The following is a 26,211-nucleotide window of genomic DNA, read 5'->3' on the forward strand; positions in this document are numbered from 1 at the left end:
CTCTGAAAGCGTAACTCAGATGAGAAATTTATTTATGAGACAAGACACTAGGGAGGCCCTGGAGCAAGGCACTCCAGACGTTTCTTTGGATGAGAATTTGGAAATGAACGAAGGAGGCGCTGATGATCAGCAGGAGCCCGATGTTCCGGTCATATACGGAACGAACGGACAACCTGTCACCTGCACCTATTTCAACCATCCTGCATGGAATGCAAGCATAAACATTTGCATGACACTCCATTTCATCATGCTAACGCTAGGCCCGACGCGAACTTCGTCTTGGTGCTACAGGTTGCGCCTAACCATCAAATATTTTCTAGATTTCATCCTTGACTACAACCACAGACATCCAAGCCCACTGTATATTACGCACATTAGAGACATTACGCCCTCCATTTTCAGAAGCTTTTGCCTATATTTAGATGAGAACAAAAAAACGCGCTTACATGCTGGATCTCTAAAATCAGCAATTAATATCGCGGCAAAAGAAACCGAGGTTGTGCCCCAGCTGGAACTTCCTACCATTAAGAAAATACCAGGATCCGGCACAGAGCCTCTTAGCGAAGAGGGCGTGGCAAGTCTAACGCTTGCCACTCGGAAGAATATAGATGCCATACGCCAAACCATTGAGCGACGAAGAGAAATAGACGCTTCGGCGCCTTATACTTATGAAGAGCTTCAAGCGCTTTTTGACCGACGACTTACGAAGGAGGAGATCCTAATCTGGGTGAAGTATAAGGTCGAGAACGGAATAGACTTTAATGTATCCAAAGCATTGACGCGTTTGAATAAATGCGACGACCCAGAAATGGTTGAGCTCCGCAACGCGCCCGAAATTATCAAGTCACTTAAGAGAATGGCCGCAACGGATACAACAATTAAAATCCCACAAAATTATCAACCTAATATCAGGAAAAGGGAGAGCTGGCATAGCACAGTGCTTGACCCACACCGCGTCGTAAAAACGTTCAACGAGCATGGCTTCCCGTTTAAGTTCAGCATCGATGACCTTAGGCAAAAATACTCAGGGAGTAGGATCTCCATCATTGAAAAGTGTGACGACGCCATCAAACTTATTCTCAACAAACTATACTTTATCCGGGCAAAATTTAATAATTTTTATGGAAAACAGGGACAGTACATGATGTCCCTAGATGAGCATTTTGGCTTATACTACCCGACTGCAATTGACATGGCAGGCCTTGCTACACTGATGATGCTGCAAGCGGGGTGGAACAAAGAAACGATAATGGAGGTAGACAAAGACAACTTCGAGCACCCACTTACCTCTATTATCGAAGAATCCATTAAGATTATTCGCTCGGAAAAATTCCGTAGTCAGGGCTCAAACGTGCCGTACGCTGAACCCAAGCAGATCTTAGCCGCTTCTGATGCGGACAACCCTTACTCATTGTACAACCTAATTCTTTTGGCGAAGGAGTTCACCGCCCCTCTTGCTTCCTTCCTCAACGGAATAATTGATCCGTATAGGAACCGTCAAGTTAATACTCTCTTCGTCTACGTACGCCCCTGGACAGCCTGGACTAAATCAGAGGGTACAGCTGGGTTAGCCACTCTCGACTATGCTGCTCAATTTTCGTACGCGATGAGCGAGTTCCTTGAACATTATGAGGTAATCGATAACGGGAAGCGCCTTACTTCTTCATCAGAAATTACCCGGCGCCTGCGAGTTTCTTGGTTGTACTATAACGCAGAGGCGATGCCATTTGCTTTCCTGTCGCAACTGTTGGGGCATCAATCAAGGGACACTACTGATCAGTCCTATGACAATTCCAATGCAGCCCACGCCCGTCGCTTGAAGCGTCTGCGCTCCGCGCTGGAGCACATCGTGGAATTGTTACGGGCACGCAAGTTCAAAGGCCTCCTTGGAAAAAGGGCACGCGCACAAGCGACTACTAAGCTCAGTATTTTCTTTCTACCCGGTCTGGAACGACCTCTTTGGGCTTGCGGTAATCGCTATAAACCCGACTGGCCCGGAGCACCCAAGCTAACTAAAGGCTCCAAGTGCGTTGCCTTGGAGCAATGTTTTTTTTGTAGCCAGGTGTGGATTTTAGAAGACTCTCTTCCCTACTTGATTGAGCGGCTTGCCCATATCGATGAATTGCTGCGCGACGGCAGCGTGGCGGAGTTTGGCAGCCGGCTTGAGGCTGAGCAGGAGGAGATTAACGCGATTCTCGGGGCCTGGCCTGATGGGGATGCCATCGATGAGGCTCTGCAGTTCCGAACAATGAACTCTCCTCTACTGCCACGTAACCTGCGGGATCTCCGCCTAATCTTTAAAACTGGTGACCTCGATGAATAATAATCCCAAAAATAAAGCATCGCCAAGAAATAAAAAAGCAGACTCATCTAAGGATAAAAACAGCTACGCTCAGTCTCTCATTGATGAGTTTGAGCAAGATATTCAAGACTCCATCAATGCGGAACTCGAATCGCTGCTCAGAGACACTGTAGATAATCACACTCCGAAAGGAGGACATCTGACATTTATGCTTGAGCACAGCTCAGGTGAATTCCCTGTCTCGCGAAAATCCCTTTACCACGAGACAACGTGGCTATTTCCATCCTGCTCAATATCCTTCAACCATACTACTGAATGCGCCAACGACCTGAAGCGTGCTCTTACATTTTACCTGCTCCCTGAAAACAGCCATATATTTGACATCAAGAGCTATAAGTCCAGCCTACAATACTCCAAAGGCTTTTCACTTCTTGAAAAGTACGTCCTCGTTGAAAACCATATCACTGCAGACCAGCAGTCGCTGCAGATGATCAGCACGAAGATGATCAACGTGGCATTGGATAGCGCCAGAGACTATGACACTGCAACTAACTACATGTCTTTATTTTATATAATTAGGCTTTGGCTCAGCCTCTCTGCGCACGAACTCATTCCTGTAGATATGCGAATAGATGTTCCGCTCGAAAAGATCGTAGTTCCCGAAAGACGCGCTGATCTTTATAAGACATTGCGCGCCACCATCCAAGCATGGGTGCCCTTTTCTGAGGAAGATCTCCGCCACATGATGGAGTACGCCCTCTTCTGGATCGAAAAGGCCGCCCCAGAACTTGCCAAAGTTGAGCCAACTATCGAAGAGGTTAATCGAAAGAACAAAAATGGGGTAATCAGCCGCAGTAAACCCGACCCAGAGCTGGAATCGAATTTTGAAGTGAAGGTTGAAGGCAAAGTTGTAATGCAAACGACTCGCCATGTATTCTCCAGTCGCTCGCGCGACTACTGGCGATATACGTGGAAGGCGGATTGGGCTCGGGCTCTAGACCATGTCCGTAATGCCGTATTCATTCTGATAGCCTTGATTACCGGAGCCCGAATTTCGGAGCTAGGCCCGCTTAGCATCACGGACATCAGTAACGACAGACCGGACGGCTCAGGAGAGTACTGGATCCGCATTGTACGCTGGAAGACAGCTGATGATCCGAATTATAACGGTGAAGTGGAGTACTTACCGTTGCCTAGGTTTGTTGCAGAAAGTGCGATTGCGTACGATAAGTTGCGTAATATTGGACGCAAAACCCAACGCCACTGGCTGTTCCAAAGCAACAAGGCTGGATCGGGTAATAAATTGCAGGGGGTTACGCCTCAGCTCCTGGCGCGCGTGATCAGTCAGCTGAAGGAGGCCTTGCCCATCGAGCGCATTCATGTCCACCGTTTTCGGAAGACGATTGCCGAGATCCTCATTAACCAAGATGAACGTAACCTCGACCTTATTCGCGCGCTGTTCGGTCATAAGACCTTCAAAATGACCATGCAATACATCGCACGCAATCCAGCTATGGTACGCAGCGTCGCTTTGAGCTTGGAGCAATCCTACACCCACGAGCTCCAAGAGATCATTCAGGCCATCCGTATCGGCGCCTATTCTGGACAGGCTGCGATTCGTATCTCCGAGCAAATCACGGCCAAGCCAGATGACTTCCAGGGCAAGAAAATCCAGATTTCGCTTCTGGAGTACGTTACCAACCTATTAATGGGAGGTCACCCCCTGTTCATCAAGCGGACTGCCGTAGGCACCTATTGCGTGACTGCTGAGTACTTCAAGTTCGATAACCTTCCACCCTGTATCCAGGGGCGAGACTTCAGCGATGAGCTGCCACGTCCCGACCCCACTAATTGCCATTACGACTGCCGCAAGATTGTGGTGCTGGAAAAGGCAAAGACTGCGCTTGAGGAGAACGTAAAGTTCTTCCAGAAGATCCTGGACAACCCGAAAGCCACGCTTCCCGAGGCAACCCGCCATGAGATTCAGACGAAGATAGAGTCGTACCAATACCATCTGGCCAATCTGAGCCACAGCAATCTCCATCATCACAACCCCGATTTCGTAGACCACGCAGCAGTAAACGACGCGCAATCCAATCGCATCTCAGTAGTAGACCTCAATGACTAAGCCGGTGCAGTACGACAAAACCCTTAGCGCAAAAGCGCAGAGCAACCCGACACGCCAGAAGTTGATCGAAATCATCGTGGACATTTACTTCAGCCGTGGAGGTGCGTTGCAGGTTGGCAAGGTGGCGGAAGAGGCAGGGATCACCCGGCAGGCCTTTCACCGCTATTACGGGGATCTGCTCGGTTACATCAAGGGGGAAAAGGACGTCAACGCCCTTCTTCCGAAATCAGCCCCGGATTCGGTCAGCGGACTGCTGCAGGTTACGCAGCAGAGGGCGAGCGAGTTGGAGATGAGGCTTGCAGAGACAGAGAAGAAGCATAAAGCCGAGCTCTCTGCAGCGCTTGACCGGCACATCACCTCCCTCATGAACAATGACATCACCTTGTTCGAGACGGATAGCGTTCGTGTAACCTTGGACAAACAGACGACGTTTATCAGCCACCTGGTCGCTCAGTTGGATCAGGTCAAGGCTGAGCTCACCAAGGCGAAGCTCAATACCACCAATCAGAAGCTGGTCGGCACTCCAGGCTCGCGAATCGTTTATGGGCCGAACCTCAAGCCGGCGTTCACGGCCTATAAGAAAAACGGCGTATATAAGGCCTACCTAGGTGAAAAAAGCAAAGAGATCGCCAAAGTCATCGAGAAGGTCAACCAGCACGAGAACACGTCAACGCCGCTGATCATTTTCGTGGATCGGTTCATCTCCAACTTTGAAGATTTCCTTGGGCAGCTTCCGGCGCCGCGTACGACGGAGATCGTAATTCGCCTGCCAGTGTTCAGTTCAATGGAGATCAAGAACCTTATACGGAAAATCAAAAAAACCTCGATTTCCATACATGTTCCAGAATGCCCATCTGTGGCGGAAACGGTAGCTCAGCGGAAATTTCGGGCCAGCAGCGCACCGGCAGAGGAGCTGTTGGCTGCCGAAAAAGCCGACCACGTTCATCTGTTCAAAGGCGTCGATCAGGTTGTCCACTTCAGCGTTACCAGCCGGGTGGAAAAATGATTAGGATCACCAAGAAGTACATTGAATACGTGGCCTCGGAGGGCAATCGAAAAACTGCTCATTTCATTCTCATTTTTGAAGACAAGAAACACAGCATTCTTTTGAGCCACGTGAATCTTTTCCTCTACACGCAAACTCGCGCTTCCAAGAAAACTTCTTCGCGATACGCCAGCGTCATCTCGATGTTTTATCGGTACCTGTCGACGACGGATGACTTCAAGTGCATCCATCCTAGCCAATTCCATCTTTTCGCCCGCAACAAGCATGTGAAGCGATGGCAGAGCGCTCGCGAAATGCAACGTGTTGCAGAGAACTCGGCAAGCCCATCCACGGAGACCATTTTCGGAGACGCTAAGCTGCTTATGAATTACTTCAGGTGGTTGGGTGATAAAGGCTTCAACCCGGGGATTGAAGTGCAACTCAAGACCTGGATTCCTCCCTACAGGAGCTCTCGATACCAAGAATACATTGCTTTGAAAGCAAAGAAGGTCATCGATTCCACGAGCATTGAGGTGCTGGACAAGGAGAGCCGTCAGTCCGCGATTCGTTCGCTTATCACCCCTCAGGAGATCAGCCAGCTGACGACAAGTTATTCAGACCCGGTGTATGCCGCCATGCTCATCTTCGCCTTGGCCACGGCGATGCGGCCAATGGATCTGTGTAGATTCCCTTACTACGGCAACGGCGACAACGCGCACATCGCACCCTTCTCTTCCATGGAGTTCAGCGAACCAAATGTGAGATATACCATTCACAACAGCAAAGGGCAGAAAATGCGCACAATCCTCGTACACCGGGATGCGCTTCGGGACGTTGAAGAAATGTACATCAAGCCCCTATTCGCAGCCAGGGCCAAGAAATATAAGGAAAATTACGGTGAGGAACCGCCGTTGTCGTTGCTGTTTCTGACAAAGGACGGCCACCCTGTGATACCTGACAGTATTTCACAGCGTACTACCGCAGCAAAGAAGAAGGCACTCAAACTCAACCCTAAGCTTCGGGCGAATCTCAGATTCTACGATGCCAGGGACTGGTGGCCCACACAGTACCTCATTCGTAACTTCGGCGAAGATGTCCTCAATAATGATGGGGTGTACAACCTAGCAGTGGCTCAGGTGCTTCAGGATCAGATGGGGCATAAATTCCTCCGAACGACTTTCGATCACTATGTCGACCTGGCCCGCGTGATTTTGACGATGCACAAAAAAAGATCGACCGAGATTTTCAAAGCTGCAAATTTGTCTGCCAATGACTTTATCAGTGCAGTAGGAACAATTGATGATAGGGAAACGACACTGGTGGCTTAAGGTTTTGCAAAGGGGGAGAGTCATGATCGAAGAGTGGGATATAGGCTTTTCGCTTATACGTGCCGCCGACCACAACAAAAGCAAAGCCCCAGGCTCCAAGGCTTCTATTTTCGCCTCCATCCCTTAATGCGGAGAACATGACGTGCGCAATACCAGCGGCTTTCAGGTATTTCACCACGACCATAGCTAATGGATTCGATCAGCGAAAAGTCGGGGGAGAAGGCATGGATTTCACGCGAGGTGGCGACATTCAGCTTGTTGACCTCAAACCAGAACGCCTTCCTCCAGTTGCCCGGTAAAATCCAATACAGCTAGAGTTTCCAATCGCGTCCCCAGCATGTTGGTTGGACGCTTCGATCCGAGTCCTCGAACCGGTGAGGTCATCCATTCCGTTGCTCCGGCCTTCTCGTTTTCAAAGAGGAAAAGGGCGCCCTCAAATACAGCTACCAATGCAACCAAGCGGTCGCTTTCTATGGTGTTGAATCGCCCTGCTTTCGCCCTACGCACCACCTTCGGATTTCGGAAAGGACTGGAGGCCCAGGAGGCCAGAGAGTCTGGGCTTTGGGGAGAGCTGTCTCATCATCTGAACTTGCTGCATGGGTTTACCTTATCTGACGCTAAAAACTATCACCATAGGTTTACACAATCAAAAAAGAAAAACTAAGGCCTGATTTTCCTGCTGCTGGGCCTGCAACTGCCGGACATCATCAAGGCCGTGGTCAGTCACGAAAGCTCGCTGTGGCCGACGCTGTTCTATCGCGCATTGGCGGTGCTGGCGATCTTCGCCGTGTTGTTGGTGCTGCGCTATGTCTGGGTGCAGAGCATCTGGCGCCTGTACGGTTGGCTGCGGCGCTGGCGCGGCAAGGGCGAGTTGACATTGGTACCGACCGCGCGCTCATGCTGGCTGCTGACGCTGGGTGGGGTTCGCGGTGCGGTGACCCTGGCGGGTGTGATGTCGGTGCCGCTGCTGCTCAGTGGCGCCGACTTTCCGGAACGTGACTTGCTGATTTTCATCGCTGCCGGGGTGATTCTGCTGTCGCTGGTGACGGCCTGTATTGCCTTGCCGATCCTGCTGCGGGGGATTGAGCAAAGCCCTGACGAAAAACGCCTGCAAGAGGTGCGTGAAGCCTGGCGCAAGACGGCCGAGGCGGCGATTCATGCACTCGAAGCGCAGGAGGTTAACCCGCAGGACGCGGCGCAGGCTGCGTTGGCGGCGGAACTCAAGGCGCGGATCATGTCCGAATATCGGCATCAACTGGACGTGTTCAATGACTCGGCCGAAGCCCAGGCGCTGGCCTTTCAGATGGATTTGCTGGAGCGGCGCATGCGCCTGAACGCCTTGCGCGCCCAGCGTCTGGAACTGTACCGGCTCAGCCGTCAACACCAGATCGGTGATGACGTGCTGCGCGAGGTGTTGGCTGACCTGGACTTGAGTGAGGCCAACCTGGGGGTGGTGAAGTAGGGCGGATCAGCGGCGCCGCTGGATAAACGCGCGAATCCGCTCGGCGGCTTCGACGCACTCAGCCAGCGGCGCAACCAGGGCCATGCGCACGCGTCCGGCACCGGGGTTGAAACCGTCGACTTCGCGGGACAGGTAAGAGCCCGGGACCACGGTCACGTGTTCCTCGACAAACAGGTCGCGGCAGAACGCGGCATCGTCACCCTCGACGTTCGGCCACAGGTAGAAGCTGCCGTCCGGACGCTGGACGTCGAGCACCGGGGCGAGGATCTCCAGCACCGCGTCGAACTTCTCGCGGTACAGCGAGCGGTTGTCGCGCACGTGATCTTCGTCGTTCCAGGCAGCGACGCTGGCCAGTTGGGTTTGCACCGGCATGGCGCAGCCGTGGTAGGTGCGGTACAGCAGGAAGCCCTTGAGGATGTCGGCATCGCCTGCGACAAACCCTGAGCGCAGGCCTGGCAAGTTGGAGCGCTTGGACAGGCTGTGGAACACCACGCAGCGTTTGAAGTCTTGACGGCCCAGTTCCACGCAGGCGCTGAGCAGGCCTGGCGGTGGCGTCTGTTCGTCGAAGTAGAGTTCGCTGTAGCACTCGTCGGCGGCGATCACGAAGTCGTATTCGTCCGCCAGGGCGATCAGTTTTTTCAGGGTGTCGACCGGAATCAGCGCGCCGGTCGGGTTGCCTGGCGAGCACAGGAACAAAATCTGGCAGCGCTGCCAGATCTCGGGCGACACCGCATCGAAGTCCGGGTTGAAGCCGTTCTCATCGAGGCACGGCAAGTAGTGTGGCTTGGCGCCAGCCAGGAACGCCGCCCCTTCGTAGATTTGATAGAACGGATTGGGGCTGACCACCAGCGCGTCTTCGCCACGGTTGACCACGGTCTGGGTAAAGGCAAACAGCGCCTCACGGGTGCCGTTGACCGGCAGCACGTTACGCGCCGGATCGATCCAGCCAGCCGGAACATTGAAGCGACGCTCGCACCAGCCGCCGATCGCTTCACGCAGCGCAGGCAGGCCCAGGGTGGTCGGGTACACCGCCATCTGGTCGAGGCTGTTGGCCAGGGCCTGGGCGACGAACTCCGGCGAACGGTGCTTTGGCTCACCGATGGACAGGGCAATCGGACGTTTGTCCGGGTTGGGTGTGACCGCACCGAGCAGGGCGCGCAGTTTCTCGAACGGGTAAGGCTGGAGCTGGTTCAGAGCGTTGTTCATCGGTGCGGGGTCTCGATCAAAGCAGTTAAATCAGGCGTGTATCAGAAACTGATGCGCGACAGTTTGACATCGGATTCGGGGCTGACGCTCAGTTGCTCGACGATCGCATCCTGCAGGCGGCTGCACAGTTGCGGGTCGGACAACGGCTGGTTGTCGGCGTCGGTGATGAAGAATACGTCTTCGACCCGCTCGCCCAGGGTCGCAATCTTGGCGTTTTGCAGCGACAGGTCGAACTCGAGGAATATCCCGCCGATTCGCGCCAGCAATCCCGGGCGATCCGGCGCGCTGAGCTCGAGTACGGTCACCGGACGATGGGCGTCGTTGTGGATCGTCACCTGGGGCGCGAAGGCAAAGTGCTTGAGCTGGCGTGGGACGCGGCGCTGGATGATGGTTGGGTAGTCATCCGGGTTGCGCAGGGCTTCAGTCAGGCCGTCGCGAATCTGCTTGACCCGGGTCGGATTGTCGCCGATCGAGTCGCCGTCGGTGTCGAGCACAATGTAGGTGTCGAGGGTGAACTGGCTGGTGGAGGTAATGACCCGGGCGTCGTGGATGTTCAGGTTGAGCTGGTCCATCGCGGCCACGGTCACGGCGAAGAAATCGTGTTGGTCAGGGGCGTAGATGAAAATCTGCGTGCCACCCTCGAACTCGCGCTGGGTGGTTTCCTTGATCAGCACCAGGGGGCCGCCGTCGGACGGTTGCTGGAGGATCGCATCGCTGTGCCAGGCCACGTCGCCGGCGGTATGGCGCAGGAAATAGTCGTCGCCCAGTTGCGACCACAACTGCTCCACGTCATCCGGATCGGTACCGCCGCGCACCAGAATATCGAGGGCGGCGCTTTGGGTCTGGCGGATCTGCTCTTCACGGTCCACCGGGTTTTCCAGGCCGCGACGCAGGGCGCGCTTGGTTTCGGTATACAGCTGGCGCAGCAGGCTGGCACGCCAGGAGTTCCATAGCGTGGGGTTGGTGGCATTGATATCCGCAACCGTCAGCACGTAAAGGTAGTTGAGGCGGGTTTCGTCGCTGACTACTTGTGCAAAATCGTGGATGACCTGCGGGTCGGAGAGGTCCTTACGCTGGGCGGTGGTCGACATTACCAGGTGGTTTTGCACCAGCCAGACGATCAGCCGGCTGTCCCAGGCCGGCAGTTGATGGCGCTGGCAGAAGGCCTCGGCATCCACCGCGCCGATGTCCGAGTGATCGCCGTGCCGGCCTTTGCCAATGTCGTGGTACAGCCCGGCCAGATAGATCAGCTCGGGCTTGGGCAGGTTGGCCATGGTCTTGCTGGCCAGCGGGAATTTCTCCGACACCTGGGTGTACTGCAGCTTACGCAGGTGTTTGATCAGGTTCAGGGTGTGGGCGTCGACCGTGTAGATATGGAACAGGTCATGCTGCATTTGCCCGACAATCAAGCCGAATTCCGGCAAGTAGCGTCCGAGGATGCCGTAGCGATTCATGCGCCGCAGGTTGCGATGGATGCCGATCTTGCACTTGAACAGCTCGATGAACAGGCTGGTGTTGCGAATGTCGTTGCGGAAATCGTCATCGATCAGGTGCCGGTTTTCTCGCAGCAGGCGAACCGTATCGGCGCGCACCCCTTTGATTTCCGGCTGCTGGGCCATCAACACGAAGATCTCCAGCATGGCGAACGGCGTACGTTTGAATACGTTGTTGTTGATCGCTTCGATGTAGCCGTCATGCAATTGGAAACGTGAATTGATTGGTTGTGGCGGCGCTTCATCCTCCGGCGCGAGGATGATTTCCTCGAAGTGCTGGATGATCAGGTCGCTGAGCTGGGCGATGCTCATGACCACGCGGTAGTACTGCTGCATGAAGTTTTCGATGGCGTGTTTCGCGTCTTCGCCTTCAAAGCCAAGCAGGCCGGCAATTGAGCGCTGATGGTCAAACAGCAGGCGGTCTTCGGAGCGTCCGGCCAGCATGTGCAGGGCATACCGGACTTTCCAGAGGAACTCCTGGGAGGAGGCCAGCAGGGCATTTTCGCTTTCCACCAGGAAGCCTTCGCCGGCCAAGGCATGCAGATTCAAGGTGCCGTATTGGCGGCGGGCTACCCAGAGAATGGTCTGGATATCCCTCAGGCCACCGGGCGAGCCTTTGACGTTCGGTTCCAGGTTGTATTCGGTGTCGTTGTACTTGTGGTGACGGGCCTTTTGTTCGGCACGCTTGGCCAGGAAAAACTCCTTGGCCGGCCACATGTGCTGGGTGCTGGTGACGTCGAGCATGCGCTGGCGCAGACGCTCGGGGCCAGCAATGGTGCGGCTCTCCATCAGGTTGGTGACGACGGTGAGGTCGGCACGCGCTTCCTGAGCGCATTCCTCGACCGAGCGTACGCTCTGGCCGACTTCCAGGCCAATGTCCCATAGCAGTGTGAGAAAGCGCTCGATGGAATCCCGGAAAATTTCGTGATCGGCGCTGTCCAGCAGGATCAGCAAGTCGATATCGGAGTAAGGATGCAGCTCGCCCCGTCCATAACCGCCTACTGCAACCAGGGCGATGTCGGCGTCTTTGCTCCAGGTGAACTGTTCCCAGGCCTTCTGCAGGATGTTGTCGACGAACCAGGCACGATCCTCGATCAGTCGGCGGATGTCGCGGCCCGCCCGAAAGCGCGTGTCGAGCACTTCGCGGGCCTGGCGGATGGCCTTCTTGAAGGCCGCGATAGGGCTTGCCTTCAGGGCCAGTTCAGCCTGGAACTGGCCGCGGTCAAACAGTTCGGGATCCACCTGCGGCATCGATTGGCTTTCCTTCTATAAGGCTGGGAGCAGTGACTCAGGCTGAAACGCGTGGGATGGTGTCATCGCTGCGCAGAGTGAAGATCTCGTAGCCCGTTTCGGTGACCAGCAGGGTGTGCTCCCACTGGGCCGAAAGTTTGCGGTCCTTGGTGATGGCGGTCCAGCCGTCGCCAAGCACCTTGGTGTCGGCCTTGCCCTGGTTGATCATCGGCTCGATGGTGAAGGTCATGCCGGCTTGCAGTTCCATGCCGGTGCCCGCGCGGCCGTAGTGCAGGATCTGCGGCTCTTCGTGAAACACTTTGCCGATGCCGTGGCCGCAGAATTCGCGGACCACCGAGAAGCCGTTCTTTTCGGCGTGTTTCTGGATGACTTCACCAATATCACCCAGGCGGCAGCCAGGCTTGACCAGTTCGATGGCCTTGTACATGCATTCCTGGGTGACCTGCGACAGGCGCTCGGCCCAGACGGGTACTGTGCCGACATGGAACATGCGGCTGGTGTCGCCGTGGTAGCCGTCCTTGATCACCGTGACGTCGATGTTCAGGGTGTCGCCATCCTTCAGCGGTTTTTCGTTGGGGATACCGTGGCAGACCACGTGGTTGATCGAGGTGCAGATCGACTTCGGGAAGCCTTTATAGTTGAGGGGGGCAGGGATGGCCTTCTGCTCGTTGACGATGTAGTCGTGGCAGATGCGGTCAAGCTCTTCGGTGGTGATACCGGGCTTGACATGTTCGGCAATCATTTCCAAAACGTCGGCGGCGAGCTTGCCGGCGATGCGCATTTTGGCGATGTCCTCTGGGGTTTTGAGGGTGACGGTCATACAGGCTCTCTCTACGCTCAGTGGCGCTTTCTATACGGAATGGGTGCTGTGCGTAGCGGCTCGCAGCCCCGAAAAACGCGATTCTACCAGACGATCGGGGCAATACCGTGGCTGCCTGCAACGCTTCTCTGTATTGATAGGTGCATTATCGGGCGATTCCAAGGGCTGCCAAGGCGGCGTGCGCTTGCTTTTGAGAATCCGGGTTCCGTTTTACGCCTCGCTATGGTATAAAATGCGCCGCTTTCCGGGGATGCCCCGAAAAGCTTAAATCCACACACGTGTCGACACGATGACCTGGGTGCCTTCAGCTGAAGCTGCTGGTTGGTCATTGGGATACGTGGAGGCCAAACCCGACTTATTAAGGAACTATCATGTCCCAAGTCAACATGCGCGATATGCTGAAGGCCGGTGTGCACTTCGGTCACCAGACCCGTTACTGGAACCCGAAAATGGGCAAGTACATTTTCGGCGCGCGCAACAAGATTCACATCATCAACCTTGAAAAAACCCTGCCAATGTTCAACGAAGCTCTGACTTTCGTAGAGCGTCTGGCCCAGGGCAAAAACAAGATTCTGTTCGTCGGCACCAAGCGTTCCGCTGGCAAGATCGTTGCTGAAGAAGCAGCACGTTGCGGTTCGCCGTACGTCGATCACCGCTGGTTGGGCGGCATGCTGACCAACTTCAAAACCATCCGTGCTTCCATCAAGCGTCTGCGTGACCTTGAAGTCCAAGCCGAAGACGGTACTTTCGCCAAGCTGACCAAGAAAGAAGCGCTGATGCGCTCCCGTGACCTGGAAAAGCTCGATCGTTCCCTGGGTGGTATCAAGGACATGGGCGGTCTGCCTGACGCACTGTTCGTTATCGACGTTGATCACGAGCGCATCGCGATCACCGAAGCCAACAAACTGGGCATCCCGGTTATCGGCGTAGTCGATACCAACAGCAGCCCGGAAGGCGTTGACTACATCATCCCAGGCAACGATGACGCAATCCGCGCTATCCAGCTGTACATGGGTTCGATGGCTGACGCTGTAATCCGTGGTCGCAACAACGTTGCTGGCGCCACCGAAGTTTTCGTTGAAGAAGCTCCGGCAGCTGCCGCTGAGTAATTGACGCCTTGGCGTTGACTCAGTAAGCAAAAAGGGGGCTTGGCCCCCTTTTTGCCACCTCGAAAACCATTTGTCGGCGCCCACTGCCTTTTTTGTAACGTGCGGCAGCTAACAAGGGTGGTTCGGGGAAGAATTGAACGCCCGTTCGATCGGGTGGAATGGTTGATAACCTATCCAAGAGGAATTTTGAAATGGCAGAGATTACTGCAGCGTTGGTTAAAGAACTGCGCGAGCGTACTGGCGAAGGCATGATGGACTGCAAAAAAGCCTTGACCAAGGCTGGCGGCGACATCGAAAAAGCCATTGATGATATGCGCGCTTCGGGCGCCATCAAGGCTGCCAAAAAAGCCGGTAACGTTGCTGCTGAAGGCGCTATCGCACTGAAGGAAGACGGTAAATCCGCAGTCCTGCTGGAAGTGAACTCGCAGACCGACTTCCTGGCTCTGCAGGACGACTTCAAGGCATTCGTTGCTGCCAGCGTTGAAAAAGCGTTTGCTGACAAGCTGACTGACGTCGCTCCGCTGATCGAAGCTCAAGAAGCAGATCGTCTGGTCCTGGTCGGCAAGGTTGGCGAAAACGTCAACATCCGTCGCCTGGTTCGCGTTGAAGGTGATGTGGTTGGTGGTTACCTGCACGGCAACAAGATCGGTGTAGCTGTTGTCCTGAAAGGCGGCACTGTTGAGCTGGCTAAAGACATCGCCATGCACGTAGCGGCCAGCAACCCTGAGTTCCTGCTGCCATCGGAAGTGTCTGCCGAAGCCATCGAGCGCGAAAAAGCCGTGTTCCTGAGCCTGAACGCCGACAAGATCGCCGGCAAGCCAGAAAACATCGTTGAAAACATGATCAAGGGTCGTATCAGCAAGTTCCTGGCTGAAGCGAGCCTGGTTGAGCAAGCGTTCGTCAAGAACCCTGAAGTCAAGGTTGGCGAGCTGGCCAAGAAGGCCGGCGCTGAAATCGTTTCCTTCACTTACTTCAAAGTAGGCGAAGGCATCGAGAAGCCAGTGGACAACTTCGCTGAAGAAGTTGCTGCACAACTGGCTGCTGCCAAGCAGTAAGACAGTTTTTCAACTGTCGCCCTGAAGAGGCTGCCCGCTCACGCGCGCAGCCTCTTTTCAGATGGGGAGGCCAATTTATTTGGTTTCCTGGCGGAACTGGCTTACAAAGCCGTGTTCCGATGGCGCTGTGATAGCGTCAAGCTGGATTGAACGCCGGCTGTAAACCAGCCAGCAAAGAATTTTTAAAATACGCCGCAGGAGAGATTCGCAATGGCTCAGCAGGGCAGTGGTTATCAGGCTCGCTATAAACGCATTCTACTCAAGCTTAGCGGCGAGGCCCTCATGGGGTCCGAAGAGTTCGGGATCGACCCCAAGGTCCTCGATCGCATGGCGCTGGAAGTCGGTCAACTCGTTGGTATCGGCGTCCAGGTGGGCCTGGTGATCGGTGGCGGCAACCTGTTCCGCGGTGCGGCACTGAGTGCAGCCGGCATGGATCGGGTAACAGGCGACCACATGGGCATGCTGGCCACTGTGATGAACGCCCTGGCCATGCGCGATGCGCTGGAGCGCGCCAATATCTCGGCCATCGTGATGTCGGCTATTTCCATGGTGGGCGTGACCGATCACTATGATCGCCGCAAAGCCATGCGTCACCTGAACTCCAAGGAAGTGGTGATCTTCGCTGCCGGTACCGGGAACCCGTTCTTCACCACCGATTCGGCCGCCTGCTTGCGCGCGATCGAGATCGACGCTGATGTTGTGTTGAAGGCAACCAAGGTCGACGGTGTGTACACTGCAGATCCATTCAAAGACCCGCATGCCGAGAAGTTCGATCATCTGACCTACGATGAAGTACTGGATCGCAAGCTGGGCGTCATGGACCTGACCGCAATCTGCCTGTGCCGCGACCACAAGATGCCGCTGCGCGTATTTAACATGAACAAGCCCGGCGCCCTGCTGAATATCGTACACGGCGGCGCTGAAGGGACTCTGATCGAGGAAGGCGAACAATGATCAATGAAATCAAGAAAGACGCTCAAGAGCGCATGCAGAAATCCCTGGACTCTCTGAACCACGCATTTGGTCAGATTCGTACCGGTAAGGCTCACCCAAGCATTCTGGGTAGCGTGATGGTGCCGTACTACGGTGCGGACACTTCGATCACTCAAGTCGCCAACATTACTGTAAAAGACTCCCGGACCCTGCAAGTCGTGGCCTTCGAGCGCAACATGCTCGCTGCCGTCGACAAAGCGATCCAAAGTGCTGGCCTGAACCTCAATCCGACCAACTTGGGCGAGTTGCTGTTGATTTCCATGCCTGCCCTGACCGAAGAGACCCGTAAGGGCTTCACCAAGCAGGCGCGCAGCGCAGCCGAAGATGCTCGTGTCGCCGTGCGCAACATTCGTCGTGATGCATTGGGTGACTTGAAGAAACTGGTCAAGGACAAGGAAATCAGCGAAGACGAAGAGCGCCGTGCCGTCGCTGATATCGACAAGCTGACCAAAGACGCCGAGGCTCAGATCACCAAGGCCACGGAAGAGAAAGAAAAAGACCTGATGGCCGTATAAGGGTCACCTTTTCATGGAAAAGACCAAGCAGCCTGCGCTGTCCTCGGTGCCGCGACATGTCGCGATCATCATGGACGGCAATAATCGCTGGGCAAAAAAACGTTTCCTGCCCGGCGTTGCCGGGCACAAGGCAGGTGTCGATGCGGTGCGTGCCGTCATCGAGGTCTGTGCCGAGTCAGGGGTCGAAGTACTGACTCTGTTCGCCTTTTCCAGTGAGAACTGGCAGCGTCCGGCCGATGAGGTCAGCGCCTTGATGGAGCTGTTCTTCAAGGCGTTGCGTCGCGAGGCCAAGCGCCTCAATGAAAACAACATCACCCTGCGCATCATCGGTGATCGTTCGCGTTTTCATCCCGAACTTCAGGCGGCCATGCGTGAAGCTGAGGCGATGACTGCGGGCACCAATCGTTTTGTCCTGCAAATTGCCGCCAATTACGGTGGTCAGTGGGATATTGCCCAGGCTGCACAACGCCTGGCGCGTGAGGTTCAGGCTGGCCATTTGAGGCCGGACGACATCACTCCCGGGCTGTTGCAAACCTGTCTGTCCACCGGTGATCTGCCGTTGCCGGACCTGTGTATCCGCACCGGTGGTGAGCACCGCATCAGCAACTTCCTGTTGTGGCAGTTGGCGTACTCCGAGTTGTATTTCTCCGACCTGTTCTGGCCGGACTTCAAACACGAAGCCATGCGCACCGCGCTGGCCGATTTCGCTTCTCGCCAGCGTCGCTTTGGTAAAACGAGCGAACAGGTTGAAGCTGGAGCCCGGGTTTAATGCTTAAACAACGAATCATCACAGCACTCATCCTGTTGCCTATCGCCCTGTGCGGTTTCTTCCTGCTGGAAGGTTCCGGTTTTGCCCTGTTCATAGGGTTGGTCGTAACCCTTGGTGCCTGGGAATGGGCGCGCCTGGCGGGTTTCGAAGCCCAGTCCATGCGTGTTGGCTATGCAGTGGTGGTGGCAGCCATGCTGTTTGTCATGCATTTGGAGCAGGGCCTGGCACCGTGGGTGTTGGGGGCAGCCGTACTGTGGTGGGGTGTCGCTACCTTCCTGGTGCTGACCTATCCCCGTACCAGTGAGCATTGGTCCAGCGCGGCCTGCAAGCTGGTCATTGGCTTGTTGATCCTGCTGCCGGCCTGGCAGGGGCTGGTGATGATCAAGCAGTACCCGCTGGGTAATTGGTTGATCATGGCGGTCATGGTACTGGTATGGGGTGCCGATATTGGCGCCTACTTCTCCGGTCGAGCCTTCGGCAAGCGCAAGCTGGCGCCAATGGTCAGTCCTGGCAAGAGCTGGGAGGGGGTGTACGGTGGTCTGGCGTTGAGTCTGGTCATCACCCTCATTGTTGGTCTGGTGCGGGACTGGTCCCTGGCTGATGCGCTCAAGGGTTTGATCGGCGCGGCCATCATTGTGTTTATCTCGGTGGTGGGTGATTTGACCGAAAGCATGTTCAAGCGTCAGGCGGGCATCAAAGACAGTAGTAATCTGCTGCCCGGTCACGGTGGCGTTCTCGATCGCATCGACAGCCTGACTGCCGCGATTCCGGTGTTTGCCGTATTGCTGTGGATGGCGGCGCCGTGAGCCGTCCTCAACAGATCACCGTATTGGGTGCTACCGGTTCCATCGGTCTGAGCACCCTGGACGTCATCGCTCGACATCCCGAACGCTATCAAGTCTTTGCCCTGAGCGGCTATTCGCGCCTGAGCGAGTTGCTGGCCCTGTGTATTCGCCATGTGCCGCGTTTCGCGGTGGTGCCCGAGGCGGTGGCCGGTCGTCGCCTGCAGGATGATTTGCGTGCGGCGGGTTTGCCTACGCGTGTGCTGATAGGTGAGGAGGGGCTGTGCCAGGTTGCCTCCGACGCTGAAGTCGACGCGGTGATGGCGGCGATTGTCGGGGCGGCGGGTTTGCGTCCGACCCTGGCCGCGGTCGAGGCTGGCAAGAAGATTCTGCTGGCCAATAAAGAGGCGCTGGTGATGTCCGGCGCCCTGTTCATGCAGGCAGTGCACAAAAGTGGCTCGGTGTTATTGCCGATCGACAGTGAGCACAATGCGATTTTTCAATGCATGCCGACGGATTTTTCTCGTGGGCTGAGTAGTGTGGGGGTGCGGCGGATTCTGCTGACGGCCTCTGGCGGTCCCTTCCGACAAACTCCCCTGGTTGAGCTCGAGCATGTCACTCCGGACCAGGCGTGCGCCCATCCCAACTGGTCGATGGGGCGCAAGATTTCGGTCGACTCCGCGAGCATGATGAACAAGGGGCTTGAACTGATTGAAGCCTGCTGGCTGTTCGATGCCAAGCCGTCTCAGGTCGAAGTGGTGATCCATCCACAGAGCGTGATTCACTCGCTGGTCGATTACGTCGATGGCTCGGTGTTGGCCCAGTTGGGTAATCCTGACATGCGCACACCGATTGCCAATGCCCTGGCGTGGCCGCAGCGGATTGATTCCGGGGTGCCGCCACTGGATCTGTTTGCCGTGGCCCGCCTGGATTTCCAGGCGCCTGATGAGGAGCGCTTCCCTTGTTTGCGCCTGGCACGTCAGGCGGCGGAGGCTGGCAACAGCGCGCCGGCAATGTTGAATGCGGCAAATGAAGTCGCGGTTGCGGCGTTTCTCGATGGGCGTGTCCGTTACCTGGAGATCGCGAGTATCATCGAGGAGGTGTTGAATCTTGAGCCAGTGGTAGCGGTCGACGATCTGGATGCCGTTTTCACGGCGGACGGCAAGGCGCGTGAGCTGGCCGAGCATTGGTTGCGTCGTCACGGGCGATAAGTGCTGCGGCAGAGTGCACGCGGCAGCGCTGTTTAGGAATGCGGAGAAAAGTAGATGAGCGCGCTCTATATGATTGTCGGCACCCTGGTGGCTCTGGGCGTGCTGGTCACATTCCATGAATTCGGCCATTTTTGGGTTGCGCGTCGCTGTGGCGTCAAGGTTCTGCGTTTTTCCGTCGGCTTCGGTATGCCCCTGCTGCGCTGGCATGACCGTCGGGGCACGGAATTCGTGATCGCGGCCATCCCGTTGGGTGGCTACGTGAAAATGCTCGATGAGCGTGAAGGCGAAGTTCCCGCAGATCAGCTCGATCAATCGTTCAATCGCAAGACCGTTCGTCAGCGCATTGCCATTGTTGCTGCTGGCCCGATCGCCAACTTCATGCTCGCGCTGGTGTTTTTCTGGGTCTTGGCAATGCTCGGTAGCGAGCAGGTGCGTCCGGTGATCGGTGCGGTCGAGGTCGGCAGTATCGCCGCCAAGGCGGGCTTGAATCCGGGGCAGGAAATCGTCGCCGTCGATGGCGAGCGCACGTCCGGCTGGGCGGCGGTCAATCTGCAACTGGTGCGCCGCCTCGGTGAAAGCGGATCGGTGCAGGTGCTGGTCCGCGACGAGGGCTCGAGTGCCGACTCGCCCAAGGAACTGATTCTGGATAATTGGCTCAAAGGTGCCGATGAACCCGATCCGATTCGCTCGCTGGGGATTCGTCCATGGCGCCCGGCCCTGCCGCCAGTATTGGCCGAGCTTGATCCAAAAGGCCCGGCGCAGGCGGCTGGTCTGCAAACAGGCGATCGTCTGCTGGCGCTGGATGGCCAGGCGCTGACCGATTGGCAGCAGGTGGTGGATTGGGTTCGGGTGCGTCCTGAAACCAAGGTTCTGCTGCACGTCGAACGTGATGGTGCACAAATTGATGTGCCGGTTACCCTGGCGGCGCGCGGCGACGGCAAGGCAGCCACCGGATACCTGGGTGCAGGGGTCAAGGCTGTCGATTGGCCACCAACGATGATTCGTGAGGTCAGTTATGGCCCGCTGGCAGCCATTGGTGAAGGTGCTCGCCGCACCTGGACCATGAGCGTGCTGACCCTCGACTCGCTGAAGAAAATGTTGTTCGGCGAGCTCTCGGTAAAAAACTTGAGCGGACCGATAACCATTGCTAAAGTGGCGGGCGCTTCTGCCCAGTCGGGCGTCGCTGATTTCCTGAATTTCCTTGCTTATCTGAGTATTAGCCTGGGGGTTCTGAATTTGTTGCCCATTCCTGTACTGGATGGGGGGCATCTGTTGTTTTATCTGATCGAGTGGGCGCGTGGTCGTCCCTTGTCGGATCGGGTGCAAGGTTGGGGGATACAGATCGGTATCAGTTTGGTGGTCGGAGTGATGCTTCTTGCTCTGGTCAATGATCTGGGTCGACTGTAACGCTTCGCTGAATTGCGAATCTGCCGCATTTTGCGGCAGTTTGTTTATTGCCAGTTGGAATAAGAAAGGACTTCATGAAACGTCTGCTGCTAACTGCGGTTCTCTCCGTATTGATGATCGCCGAAGTTCACGCCGAGTCCTTCACTATCTCCGATATTCGTGTCAACGGCCTCCAGCGGGTATCCGCAGGTAGCGTCTTTGGTGCCTTGCCGTTGAACGTTGGTGAACAGGCTGATGACCGTCGTCTGGTCGAGTCCACTCGTGCGCTGTTCAAAACCGGGTTCTTCCAGGATATCCAGCTGGGTCGTGATGGCAACGTCCTTGTCATCACGGTAGTCGAGCGTCCGTCGGTAGCCAGTATCGAGATCGAAGGCAACAAGGCGATCTCCACCGAAGACCTGATGAAAGGCCTGAAACAGTCTGGTCTGGCCGAAGGCGAGATCTTCCAGCGTGCGACCCTTGAAGGTGTGCGTAACGAGTTGCAACGTCAGTACGTGGCTCAAGGCCGCTACTCGGCAACCGTTGATACCGAAGTCGTCCCTCAGCCACGCAACCGCGTGGGCCTGAAGGTCAACATCAACGAAGGCACCGTTGCCGCGATCCAGCACATCAACGTGGTGGGTAACACGGTTTTCCCCGAGGATGACCTGACCGACCTGTTCGAACTGAAGACCACCAACTGGTTGTCGTTCTTCAAGAACGACGACAAGTATGCCCGTGAAAAACTCTCCGGTGACCTGGAGCGCCTGCGTTCCTACTACCTGGACCGTGGCTATATCAACATGGATATCGCTTCGACCCAGGTATCCATCACCCCGGACAAGAAACACGTCTACATCACCGTCAACGTCACCGAAGGCCAGAAGTACAACGTGCGTGACGTGAAGCTCAGCGGCGACCTGAAAGTGCCTGAAGACCAGGTCAAGGCGCTGTTGCTGGTGCAGAAAGGCCAGGTGTTCTCGCGCAAGCTGATGACCACCACTTCCGAATTGATCACCCGTCGCCTGGGTAACGAGGGTTATACCTTCGCTAACGTCAACGGCGTGCCTCAGCCACACGATGACGACCACACTGTGGACATCACCTTTGTGGTGGATCCAGGCAAGCGCGCCTATGTGAACCGTATCAACTTCCGTGGCAATACCAAGTCCGAAGACGAAGTACTGCGTCGTGAAATGCGCCAGATGGAAGGCGGCTGGGCTTCGACCTACCTGATCGACCAGTCCAAGACCCGCCTGGAGCGTCTGGGCTTCTTCAAGGAAGTTAACGTCGAGACACCGGCCGTGCCAGGTGTCGATGACCAGGTTGACGTGAACTACAGCGTGGAAGAGCAGGCTTCCGGTTCGATCACCGCCAGCGTCGGTTTTGCCCAGAGCGCCGGTTTGATCCTCGGTGGTTCGATTACCCAGAACAACTTCCTGGGTACCGGTAACAAGGTCAGCATCGGCCTGACCCGCAGCGAGTACCAGAGCCGCTATAACTTCGGTTATGTCGACCCCTACTGGACTGCTGACGGTGTGAGCCTGGGTTACAACGCGTTCTACCGCACCACTGACTACGATGAGCTCGATACCGACGTATCCAGCTACTCCGTTGACAGCCTGGGTGCCGGTGTCAGCGTGGGCTACCCGATCAGCGAGACTTCGCGTCTGACTTTCGGCTTGAACGCGCAACAGGACAAGATCAAGACCGGTAACTACACCGTCGACGAAATCTTCGACTTCGTTAACCGTGAAGGCGATCAATACCTGAACTTCAAGGCGTCTGCCGGCTGGTCCGAATCGACCCTGAACAAAGGCGTGCTGGCGACCCGTGGTCATGCGCAGAGCATCACCCTGGAAACCACCGTGCCGGGCAGCGACCTGTCGTTCTTCAAGCTCGACTACCGTGGCCAGTTGTTCACCCCATTGAGCGACAACTACACCATGCGCTTCCACACCGAGCTGGGCTACGGTGATGGTTATGGTTCGACGGATGGCTTGCCATTCTATGAAAACTACTATGCTGGTGGTTTCAACTCGGTTCGTGGCTTCAAGGACAGCACCCTCGGTCCACGCAGTACCCCGAGCCGTGGTGTTGGCCAAACCGGTAACCAGGGCACGTTGGCCGACCCGGACCAGGATCCATTGCCGTTTGGTGGTAACGTCCTGATCCAGGGTGGTGCGGAACTGCTGTTCCCGTTGCCATTCGTCAAGGATCAGCGTTCGCTGCGTACTTCGCTGTTCTGGGATGTGGGTAATGTGTTTGATTCCAAGTGTGACCAGAGCACCAACGGCAACGGCGTCTCCAAGTCGAATACGCAGTGCAACGATGTCAGCCTGAGCAACATGGCAAGCTCCGTCGGTGTTGGCGTGACCTGGGTGACCGCATTGGGTCCGTTGAGTTTTGCCCTGGCGATGCCGGTGAAGAAGCCTGATAACGCTGAAACCCAAGTGTTCCAATTTTCCCTCGGCCAGACGTTCTAAGCGTCTGACCCAAGATAACGACAATGGATTTTGTAGGAGTGCATCGTGCGTAAGTTGACTCAATTGGTTCTCCTGGCAACCGTCCTGGTAGCGGGCCCGGCATTTGCCGACATGAAAATCGCGGTCCTGAACTATCAGATGGCGCTGCTGGAATCTGACGCGGCCAAGAAATATGCCGTGGATGCCGAGAAGAAATTCGGCCCGCAACTGACCAAGCTGAAAACCCTGGAAAGCAGTGCCAAGGGCATCCAGGATCGTCTGGTGAGCGGTGGTGACAAAATGGCTCAGGGTGAGCGCGAGCGTCTGGAGCTTGAGTTCAAGCAAAAGGCCCGTGACTTCCAGTTCCAGTCCAAAGAGCTGAACGAAGCCAAAGCCGTCGCCGACCGTGAAATGCTGAAGCAGCTCAAGCCGAAACTGGATAGCGCTGTGGAAGAAGTGATCAAGAAAGGTGCATTTGACCTGGTCTTCGAGCGTGGCGCAGTGATTGATGTCAAGCCTCAATACGACATCACCCGCCAGGTTATCGAGCGCATGAATCAGCTGAAGTAATCCATGACAGCGACTAAAAAGCTCGGCCAATTGGCCGAGTTCCTCGGCGCCACCCTGCGTGGCGACCCGGAAAAGACAATTACTGGGCTAGCCACTTTGCAAGAGGCTGGCCCAGCTCAGTTGAGCTTTCTGGCAAACCCCCAGTACCGCAAGTACCTGGCCGACAGCCAAGCCGCAGCCGTGCTGCTCAAGGCCGCTGACGCAGAGGGTTTTGTCGGTGATGCGTTGGTGGTACCGGATCCTTATGCGGCGTACGCGCGGGTGTCTCATCTGTTCGACCCCAAGCCCAAGGCGGCGGCCGGTATTCATCCGACAGCCGTCATTGCGGCTGACGCGGTGGTCGATCCCGCGGCTAGTATCGGTCCCTTCGCGGTGATCGAGAGCGCTGCGCGAATCGCTGCCGGTGTCACGGTCGGGGCGCACTGCTTCATCGGTGCGCGCAGCGAGATCGGCGAGGGCGGTTGGCTGGCCCCGCGCGTCACGCTGTATCACGATGTACGCATCGGCAAGCGCGTGGTGATTCAGTCCGGTGCGGTGCTCGGCGGTGAAGGCTTCGGTTTTGCCAACGTGAAGGGCATCTGGGAGAAAATTGCCCAGGTCGGTGGTGTGCTGGTCGGCGATGACGTGGAGATTGGCGTGAATACCGCTATCGACCGCGGGGCTCTGGCTGACACCATCATCGGCAACGGTGTGAAGCTCGACAACCAGATCCAGATCGCCCACAACGTGCAGGTCGGTGACCACACCGCCATGGCGGCGTGCGTAGGCATTTCGGGCAGCACCAAAATCGGCAAGCATTGCATGCTCGCGGGTGGTGTCGGGCTGGTTGGGCACATTGATATCTGCGACAACGTATTCCTCACCGGAATGACCATGGTCACTCACTCGATTACCGAGCCGGGCGCCTATTCTTCCGGTACGGCCATGCAGCCAGCCGCCGAGTGGCGCAAAAGCGCGGCGCGCATCCGTCAGCTCGATGACATTGCGCGGCGCCTGCGACAGTTGGAAAAGCAGGTCGGTGACGTGACCCCTGGCGGTAATGCTTCATCAGATGGCTGATACCATTTCCATATCAAGTGTGCACAGCCGCTAGACTGCCTCCTTGATTTGCTAGAGGAGTGTGCGTTAGTCGCGCGCTCCCAATCTTTACATAGGCTTCCCCCCGAAATGATGGACATCAACGAGATTCGCGAATACCTGCCTCACCGTTACCCGTTCCTGCTGGTGGACCGGGTAGTGGACCTCAATGTTGAGGAAAAGCGCATTCGTGCCTACAAGAATGTCAGCATCAACGAGCCGTTCTTCAACGGTCACTTCCCTGCGCATCCAATCATGCCGGGCGTATTGATCATTGAAGCGATGGCCCAGGCTGCCGGAATCCTTGGTTTCAAAATGCTCGACGTCAAGCCTGCCGATGGCACGCTTTACTACTTTGTCGGCTCCGACAAGCTACGCTTCCGTCAGCCGGTCAAGCCAGGCGACCAGTTGATCCTCGAAGCCACCTTCATCAGCTGCAAGCGCAAGATCTGGAAGTTTGAGTGCCAGGCTTCGGTGGATGGCAAGCCCGTGTGCTCGGCCGAGATCATCTGTGCGGAACAAAAAGTATGAGTTTGATTGACCCTCGCGCAATCATCGATCCGACGGCCGTGCTGGCCGACGGCGTCGAGGTCGGCCCGTGGTCGATCGTCGGCGCAGGTGTGGAAATCGGCGAGGGAACAGTGATTGGCCCGCACGTGGTGCTCAAGGGCCCGACGCGCATTGGCAAGCACAACCGCATCTATCAGTTTTCCTCGATAGGTGAGGACACGCCCGACCTGAAGTACAAGGGGGAGGAAACTCGCCTGGTGATCGGTGACCATAACGTCATTCGCGAAGGCGTGACGATTCACCGCGGCACCGTGCAGGATCGCTCGGAAACCACCCTGGGCGACCACAACCTGATCATGGCCTATGCCCATATCGGCCACGACAGCGTTATTGGCAATCACTGCATTCTGGTCAACAACACCGCGCTGGCCGGCCACGTACACGTTGACGACTGGGCGATTCTTTCCGGATTCACCCTGGTCCATCAGTACTGCCATATCGGTGCCCACAGCTTCTCAGGTATGGGTACGGCGATCGGCAAGGATGTTCCTGCCTACGTCACGGTATTCGGCAATCCGGCCGAAGCACGCAGTATGAACTTCGAGGGCATGCGCCGTCGTGGCTTCAGCGACGACGCCATCCATGCCTTGCGTCGTGCCTACAAGACTGTTTATCGCCAAGGGCTGACAGTCGAGCAGGCCCTGACCGAGCTGGCCGAGCCGGCGGCGCAGTTCCCCGAAGTTGCGGTATTCCGTGACTCGATCCAGTCTTCGACTCGCGGCATCACCCGCTAA

General features: G+C 56.2%; 21 protein-coding genes and 1 pseudogene. 18 read left to right on the top strand and 4 right to left on the bottom strand.

Annotated features, from left to right (window positions below):
• Window positions 1–34: 34 nt before the first annotated feature.
• Genes KW062_RS06505 through KW062_RS06520 form a run of 4 tightly spaced genes read left to right on the top strand, consistent with a single transcriptional unit; the run spans window position 35 to window position 6,743 of the window.
• Window positions 35–2,323 carry a hypothetical protein gene (locus KW062_RS06505; protein WP_105755404.1) on the top strand — a complete coding sequence of 763 codons (2,289 nt, stop codon included), beginning with the start codon at window positions 35–37 and terminating at the stop codon, window positions 2,321–2,323.
• Window positions 2,316–4,430 (top strand): tyrosine-type recombinase/integrase, encoded by a 2,115-nt coding sequence (locus KW062_RS06510; RefSeq protein ID WP_105755405.1) that lies wholly within the window; start codon window positions 2,316–2,318, stop codon window positions 4,428–4,430. Before KW062_RS06505 ends, KW062_RS06510 begins: the two co-directional genes overlap by 8 nt.
• Window positions 4,423–5,436: a hypothetical protein gene (locus tag KW062_RS06515; RefSeq protein WP_146118239.1), complete on the top strand. Its 1,014-nt coding sequence runs from the start codon at window positions 4,423–4,425 to the stop codon at window positions 5,434–5,436. The genes KW062_RS06510 and KW062_RS06515 overlap by 8 nt, the downstream gene beginning before the upstream one ends.
• Window positions 5,433–6,743 (top strand): site-specific integrase, encoded by a 1,311-nt coding sequence (locus tag KW062_RS06520; RefSeq protein WP_105755407.1) that lies wholly within the window; start codon window positions 5,433–5,435, stop codon window positions 6,741–6,743. The genes KW062_RS06515 and KW062_RS06520 overlap by 4 nt, the downstream gene beginning before the upstream one ends.
• 264 nt (window positions 6,744–7,007) lie before the next feature.
• On the opposite strand, the gene KW062_RS06525 is transcribed toward KW062_RS06520, so the two are convergent.
• Window positions 7,008–7,253, bottom strand: a complete 246-nt coding sequence (locus tag KW062_RS06525; RefSeq protein WP_327192031.1) for an antitoxin Xre/MbcA/ParS toxin-binding domain-containing protein — start codon at window positions 7,251–7,253, stop codon at window positions 7,008–7,010.
• Window positions 7,254–7,407: 154 nt separating this feature from the next.
• On the opposite strand from KW062_RS06525, the pseudogene KW062_RS06530 reads away from it, so the two are divergent.
• A pseudogene (locus KW062_RS06530) lies at window positions 7,408–8,205 on the top strand (cation:proton antiporter domain-containing protein); the annotation flags it as partial.
• Between the two features lie 6 nt (window positions 8,206–8,211).
• Here KW062_RS06530 and dapC read toward each other — a convergent pair.
• Genes dapC through map form a run of 3 tightly spaced genes read right to left on the bottom strand, consistent with a single transcriptional unit; the run spans window position 8,212 to window position 12,975 of the window.
• On the bottom strand, window positions 8,212–9,411 hold the full coding sequence (dapC, locus tag KW062_RS06535; RefSeq protein WP_027619053.1) for a succinyldiaminopimelate transaminase: 1,200 nt from the start codon (window positions 9,409–9,411) through the stop codon (window positions 8,212–8,214).
• Window positions 9,412–9,452: 41 nt separating this feature from the next.
• Window positions 9,453–12,155 (bottom strand): [protein-PII] uridylyltransferase, encoded by a 2,703-nt coding sequence (locus tag KW062_RS06540; RefSeq protein ID WP_027619052.1) that lies wholly within the window; start codon window positions 12,153–12,155, stop codon window positions 9,453–9,455.
• A 37-nt stretch (window positions 12,156–12,192) separates the two neighbouring features.
• The gene (gene map, locus KW062_RS06545; RefSeq protein WP_027619051.1) at window positions 12,193–12,975 is read right to left on the bottom strand and encodes a type I methionyl aminopeptidase; all 783 of its coding nucleotides are present in this window, start codon (window positions 12,973–12,975) and stop codon (window positions 12,193–12,195) included.
• A 371-nt stretch (window positions 12,976–13,346) separates the two neighbouring features.
• Here map and rpsB point away from each other — a divergent pair, with 371 nt between their 5' ends.
• From rpsB to lpxA, 13 genes are all read left to right on the top strand, one after another.
• Window positions 13,347–14,084, top strand: coding sequence for a 30S ribosomal protein S2 (gene rpsB / locus KW062_RS06550; RefSeq protein WP_027619050.1), 738 nt, complete (start codon window positions 13,347–13,349; stop codon window positions 14,082–14,084).
• Between the two features lie 191 nt (window positions 14,085–14,275).
• Window positions 14,276–15,139, top strand: coding sequence for a translation elongation factor Ts (tsf, locus tag KW062_RS06555; protein ID WP_027619049.1), 864 nt, complete (start codon window positions 14,276–14,278; stop codon window positions 15,137–15,139).
• 210 nt (window positions 15,140–15,349) lie between these two features.
• Window positions 15,350–16,093 carry a UMP kinase gene (gene pyrH / locus KW062_RS06560; RefSeq protein WP_011059526.1) on the top strand — a complete coding sequence of 248 codons (744 nt, stop codon included), beginning with the start codon at window positions 15,350–15,352 and terminating at the stop codon, window positions 16,091–16,093.
• On the top strand, window positions 16,090–16,647 hold the full coding sequence (gene frr / locus KW062_RS06565; protein WP_027619048.1) for a ribosome recycling factor: 558 nt from the start codon (window positions 16,090–16,092) through the stop codon (window positions 16,645–16,647). Before pyrH ends, frr begins: the two co-directional genes overlap by 4 nt.
• Before the next feature lie 13 nt (window positions 16,648–16,660).
• Window positions 16,661–17,416 (top strand): polyprenyl diphosphate synthase, encoded by a 756-nt coding sequence (gene uppS, locus KW062_RS06570; RefSeq protein WP_027619047.1) that lies wholly within the window; start codon window positions 16,661–16,663, stop codon window positions 17,414–17,416.
• A complete protein-coding gene (locus KW062_RS06575) occupies window positions 17,416–18,222 on the top strand; it encodes a phosphatidate cytidylyltransferase (RefSeq protein ID WP_105755409.1) in 807 nt (268 codons plus the stop codon). The genes uppS and KW062_RS06575 overlap by 1 nt, the downstream gene beginning before the upstream one ends.
• The gene (gene ispC / locus KW062_RS06580; protein ID WP_027619045.1) at window positions 18,219–19,409 is read left to right on the top strand and encodes a 1-deoxy-D-xylulose-5-phosphate reductoisomerase; all 1,191 of its coding nucleotides are present in this window, start codon (window positions 18,219–18,221) and stop codon (window positions 19,407–19,409) included. Before KW062_RS06575 ends, ispC begins: the two co-directional genes overlap by 4 nt.
• Before the next feature lie 54 nt (window positions 19,410–19,463).
• The gene (rseP, locus tag KW062_RS06585; RefSeq protein WP_027619044.1) at window positions 19,464–20,816 is read left to right on the top strand and encodes a sigma E protease regulator RseP; all 1,353 of its coding nucleotides are present in this window, start codon (window positions 19,464–19,466) and stop codon (window positions 20,814–20,816) included.
• 74 nt (window positions 20,817–20,890) lie between these two features.
• A complete protein-coding gene (gene bamA, locus KW062_RS06590; RefSeq protein ID WP_027619043.1) occupies window positions 20,891–23,281 on the top strand; it encodes an outer membrane protein assembly factor BamA in 2,391 nt (796 codons plus the stop codon).
• A 45-nt stretch (window positions 23,282–23,326) separates the two neighbouring features.
• Complete coding sequence (locus KW062_RS06595) at window positions 23,327–23,830, top strand: OmpH family outer membrane protein (protein ID WP_027619042.1); 504 nt, start codon at window positions 23,327–23,329, stop codon at window positions 23,828–23,830.
• 3 nt (window positions 23,831–23,833) lie between these two features.
• Entirely contained in the window at window positions 23,834–24,889 is a 1,056-nt protein-coding gene (gene lpxD, locus KW062_RS06600) for a UDP-3-O-(3-hydroxymyristoyl)glucosamine N-acyltransferase (protein ID WP_027619041.1), read from the top strand.
• A gap of 108 nt (window positions 24,890–24,997) precedes the next feature.
• Window positions 24,998–25,438 carry a 3-hydroxyacyl-ACP dehydratase FabZ gene (gene fabZ, locus KW062_RS06605; RefSeq protein WP_027619040.1) on the top strand — a complete coding sequence of 147 codons (441 nt, stop codon included), beginning with the start codon at window positions 24,998–25,000 and terminating at the stop codon, window positions 25,436–25,438.
• Complete coding sequence (gene lpxA, locus KW062_RS06610; protein ID WP_027619039.1) at window positions 25,435–26,211, top strand: acyl-ACP--UDP-N-acetylglucosamine O-acyltransferase; 777 nt, start codon at window positions 25,435–25,437, stop codon at window positions 26,209–26,211. Before fabZ ends, lpxA begins: the two co-directional genes overlap by 4 nt.

It is taken from the genome of Pseudomonas fluorescens (assembly GCF_019212185.1).
GTDB lineage: Bacteria > Pseudomonadota > Gammaproteobacteria > Pseudomonadales > Pseudomonadaceae > Aquipseudomonas.

Excerpts from the sequence above, each read along its gene's own strand:
- tsf (WP_027619049.1), top strand. The coding sequence starts at position 14,276 with ATGGCAGAGATTACTGCAGCGTTGGTTAAAGAACTGCGCGAGCGTACT.
- KW062_RS06520 (WP_105755407.1), top strand. The coding sequence starts at position 5,433 with ATGATTAGGATCACCAAGAAGTACATTGAATACGTGGCCTCGGAGGGC.
- rpsB (WP_027619050.1), top strand. The coding sequence starts at position 13,347 with ATGTCCCAAGTCAACATGCGCGATATGCTGAAGGCCGGTGTGCACTTC.
- rseP (WP_027619044.1), top strand. The coding sequence starts at position 19,464 with ATGAGCGCGCTCTATATGATTGTCGGCACCCTGGTGGCTCTGGGCGTG.
- KW062_RS06505 (WP_105755404.1), top strand. The coding sequence starts at position 35 with ATGAGACAAGACACTAGGGAGGCCCTGGAGCAAGGCACTCCAGACGTT.
- bamA (WP_027619043.1), top strand. The coding sequence starts at position 20,891 with ATGAAACGTCTGCTGCTAACTGCGGTTCTCTCCGTATTGATGATCGCC.
- KW062_RS06575 (WP_105755409.1), top strand. The coding sequence starts at position 17,416 with ATGCTTAAACAACGAATCATCACAGCACTCATCCTGTTGCCTATCGCC.
- dapC (WP_027619053.1), bottom strand. The coding sequence starts at position 9,411 with ATGAACAACGCTCTGAACCAGCTCCAGCCTTACCCGTTCGAGAAACTG.
- pyrH (WP_011059526.1), top strand. The coding sequence starts at position 15,350 with ATGGCTCAGCAGGGCAGTGGTTATCAGGCTCGCTATAAACGCATTCTA.
- lpxD (WP_027619041.1), top strand. The coding sequence starts at position 23,834 with ATGACAGCGACTAAAAAGCTCGGCCAATTGGCCGAGTTCCTCGGCGCC.
- KW062_RS06540 (WP_027619052.1), bottom strand. The coding sequence starts at position 12,155 with ATGCCGCAGGTGGATCCCGAACTGTTTGACCGCGGCCAGTTCCAGGCT.
- lpxA (WP_027619039.1), top strand. The coding sequence starts at position 25,435 with ATGAGTTTGATTGACCCTCGCGCAATCATCGATCCGACGGCCGTGCTG.
- uppS (WP_027619047.1), top strand. The coding sequence starts at position 16,661 with ATGGAAAAGACCAAGCAGCCTGCGCTGTCCTCGGTGCCGCGACATGTC.
- KW062_RS06510 (WP_105755405.1), top strand. The coding sequence starts at position 2,316 with ATGAATAATAATCCCAAAAATAAAGCATCGCCAAGAAATAAAAAAGCA.
- frr (WP_027619048.1), top strand. The coding sequence starts at position 16,090 with ATGATCAATGAAATCAAGAAAGACGCTCAAGAGCGCATGCAGAAATCC.
- map (WP_027619051.1), bottom strand. The coding sequence starts at position 12,975 with ATGACCGTCACCCTCAAAACCCCAGAGGACATCGCCAAAATGCGCATC.
- fabZ (WP_027619040.1), top strand. The coding sequence starts at position 24,998 with ATGATGGACATCAACGAGATTCGCGAATACCTGCCTCACCGTTACCCG.
- KW062_RS06515 (WP_146118239.1), top strand. The coding sequence starts at position 4,423 with ATGACTAAGCCGGTGCAGTACGACAAAACCCTTAGCGCAAAAGCGCAG.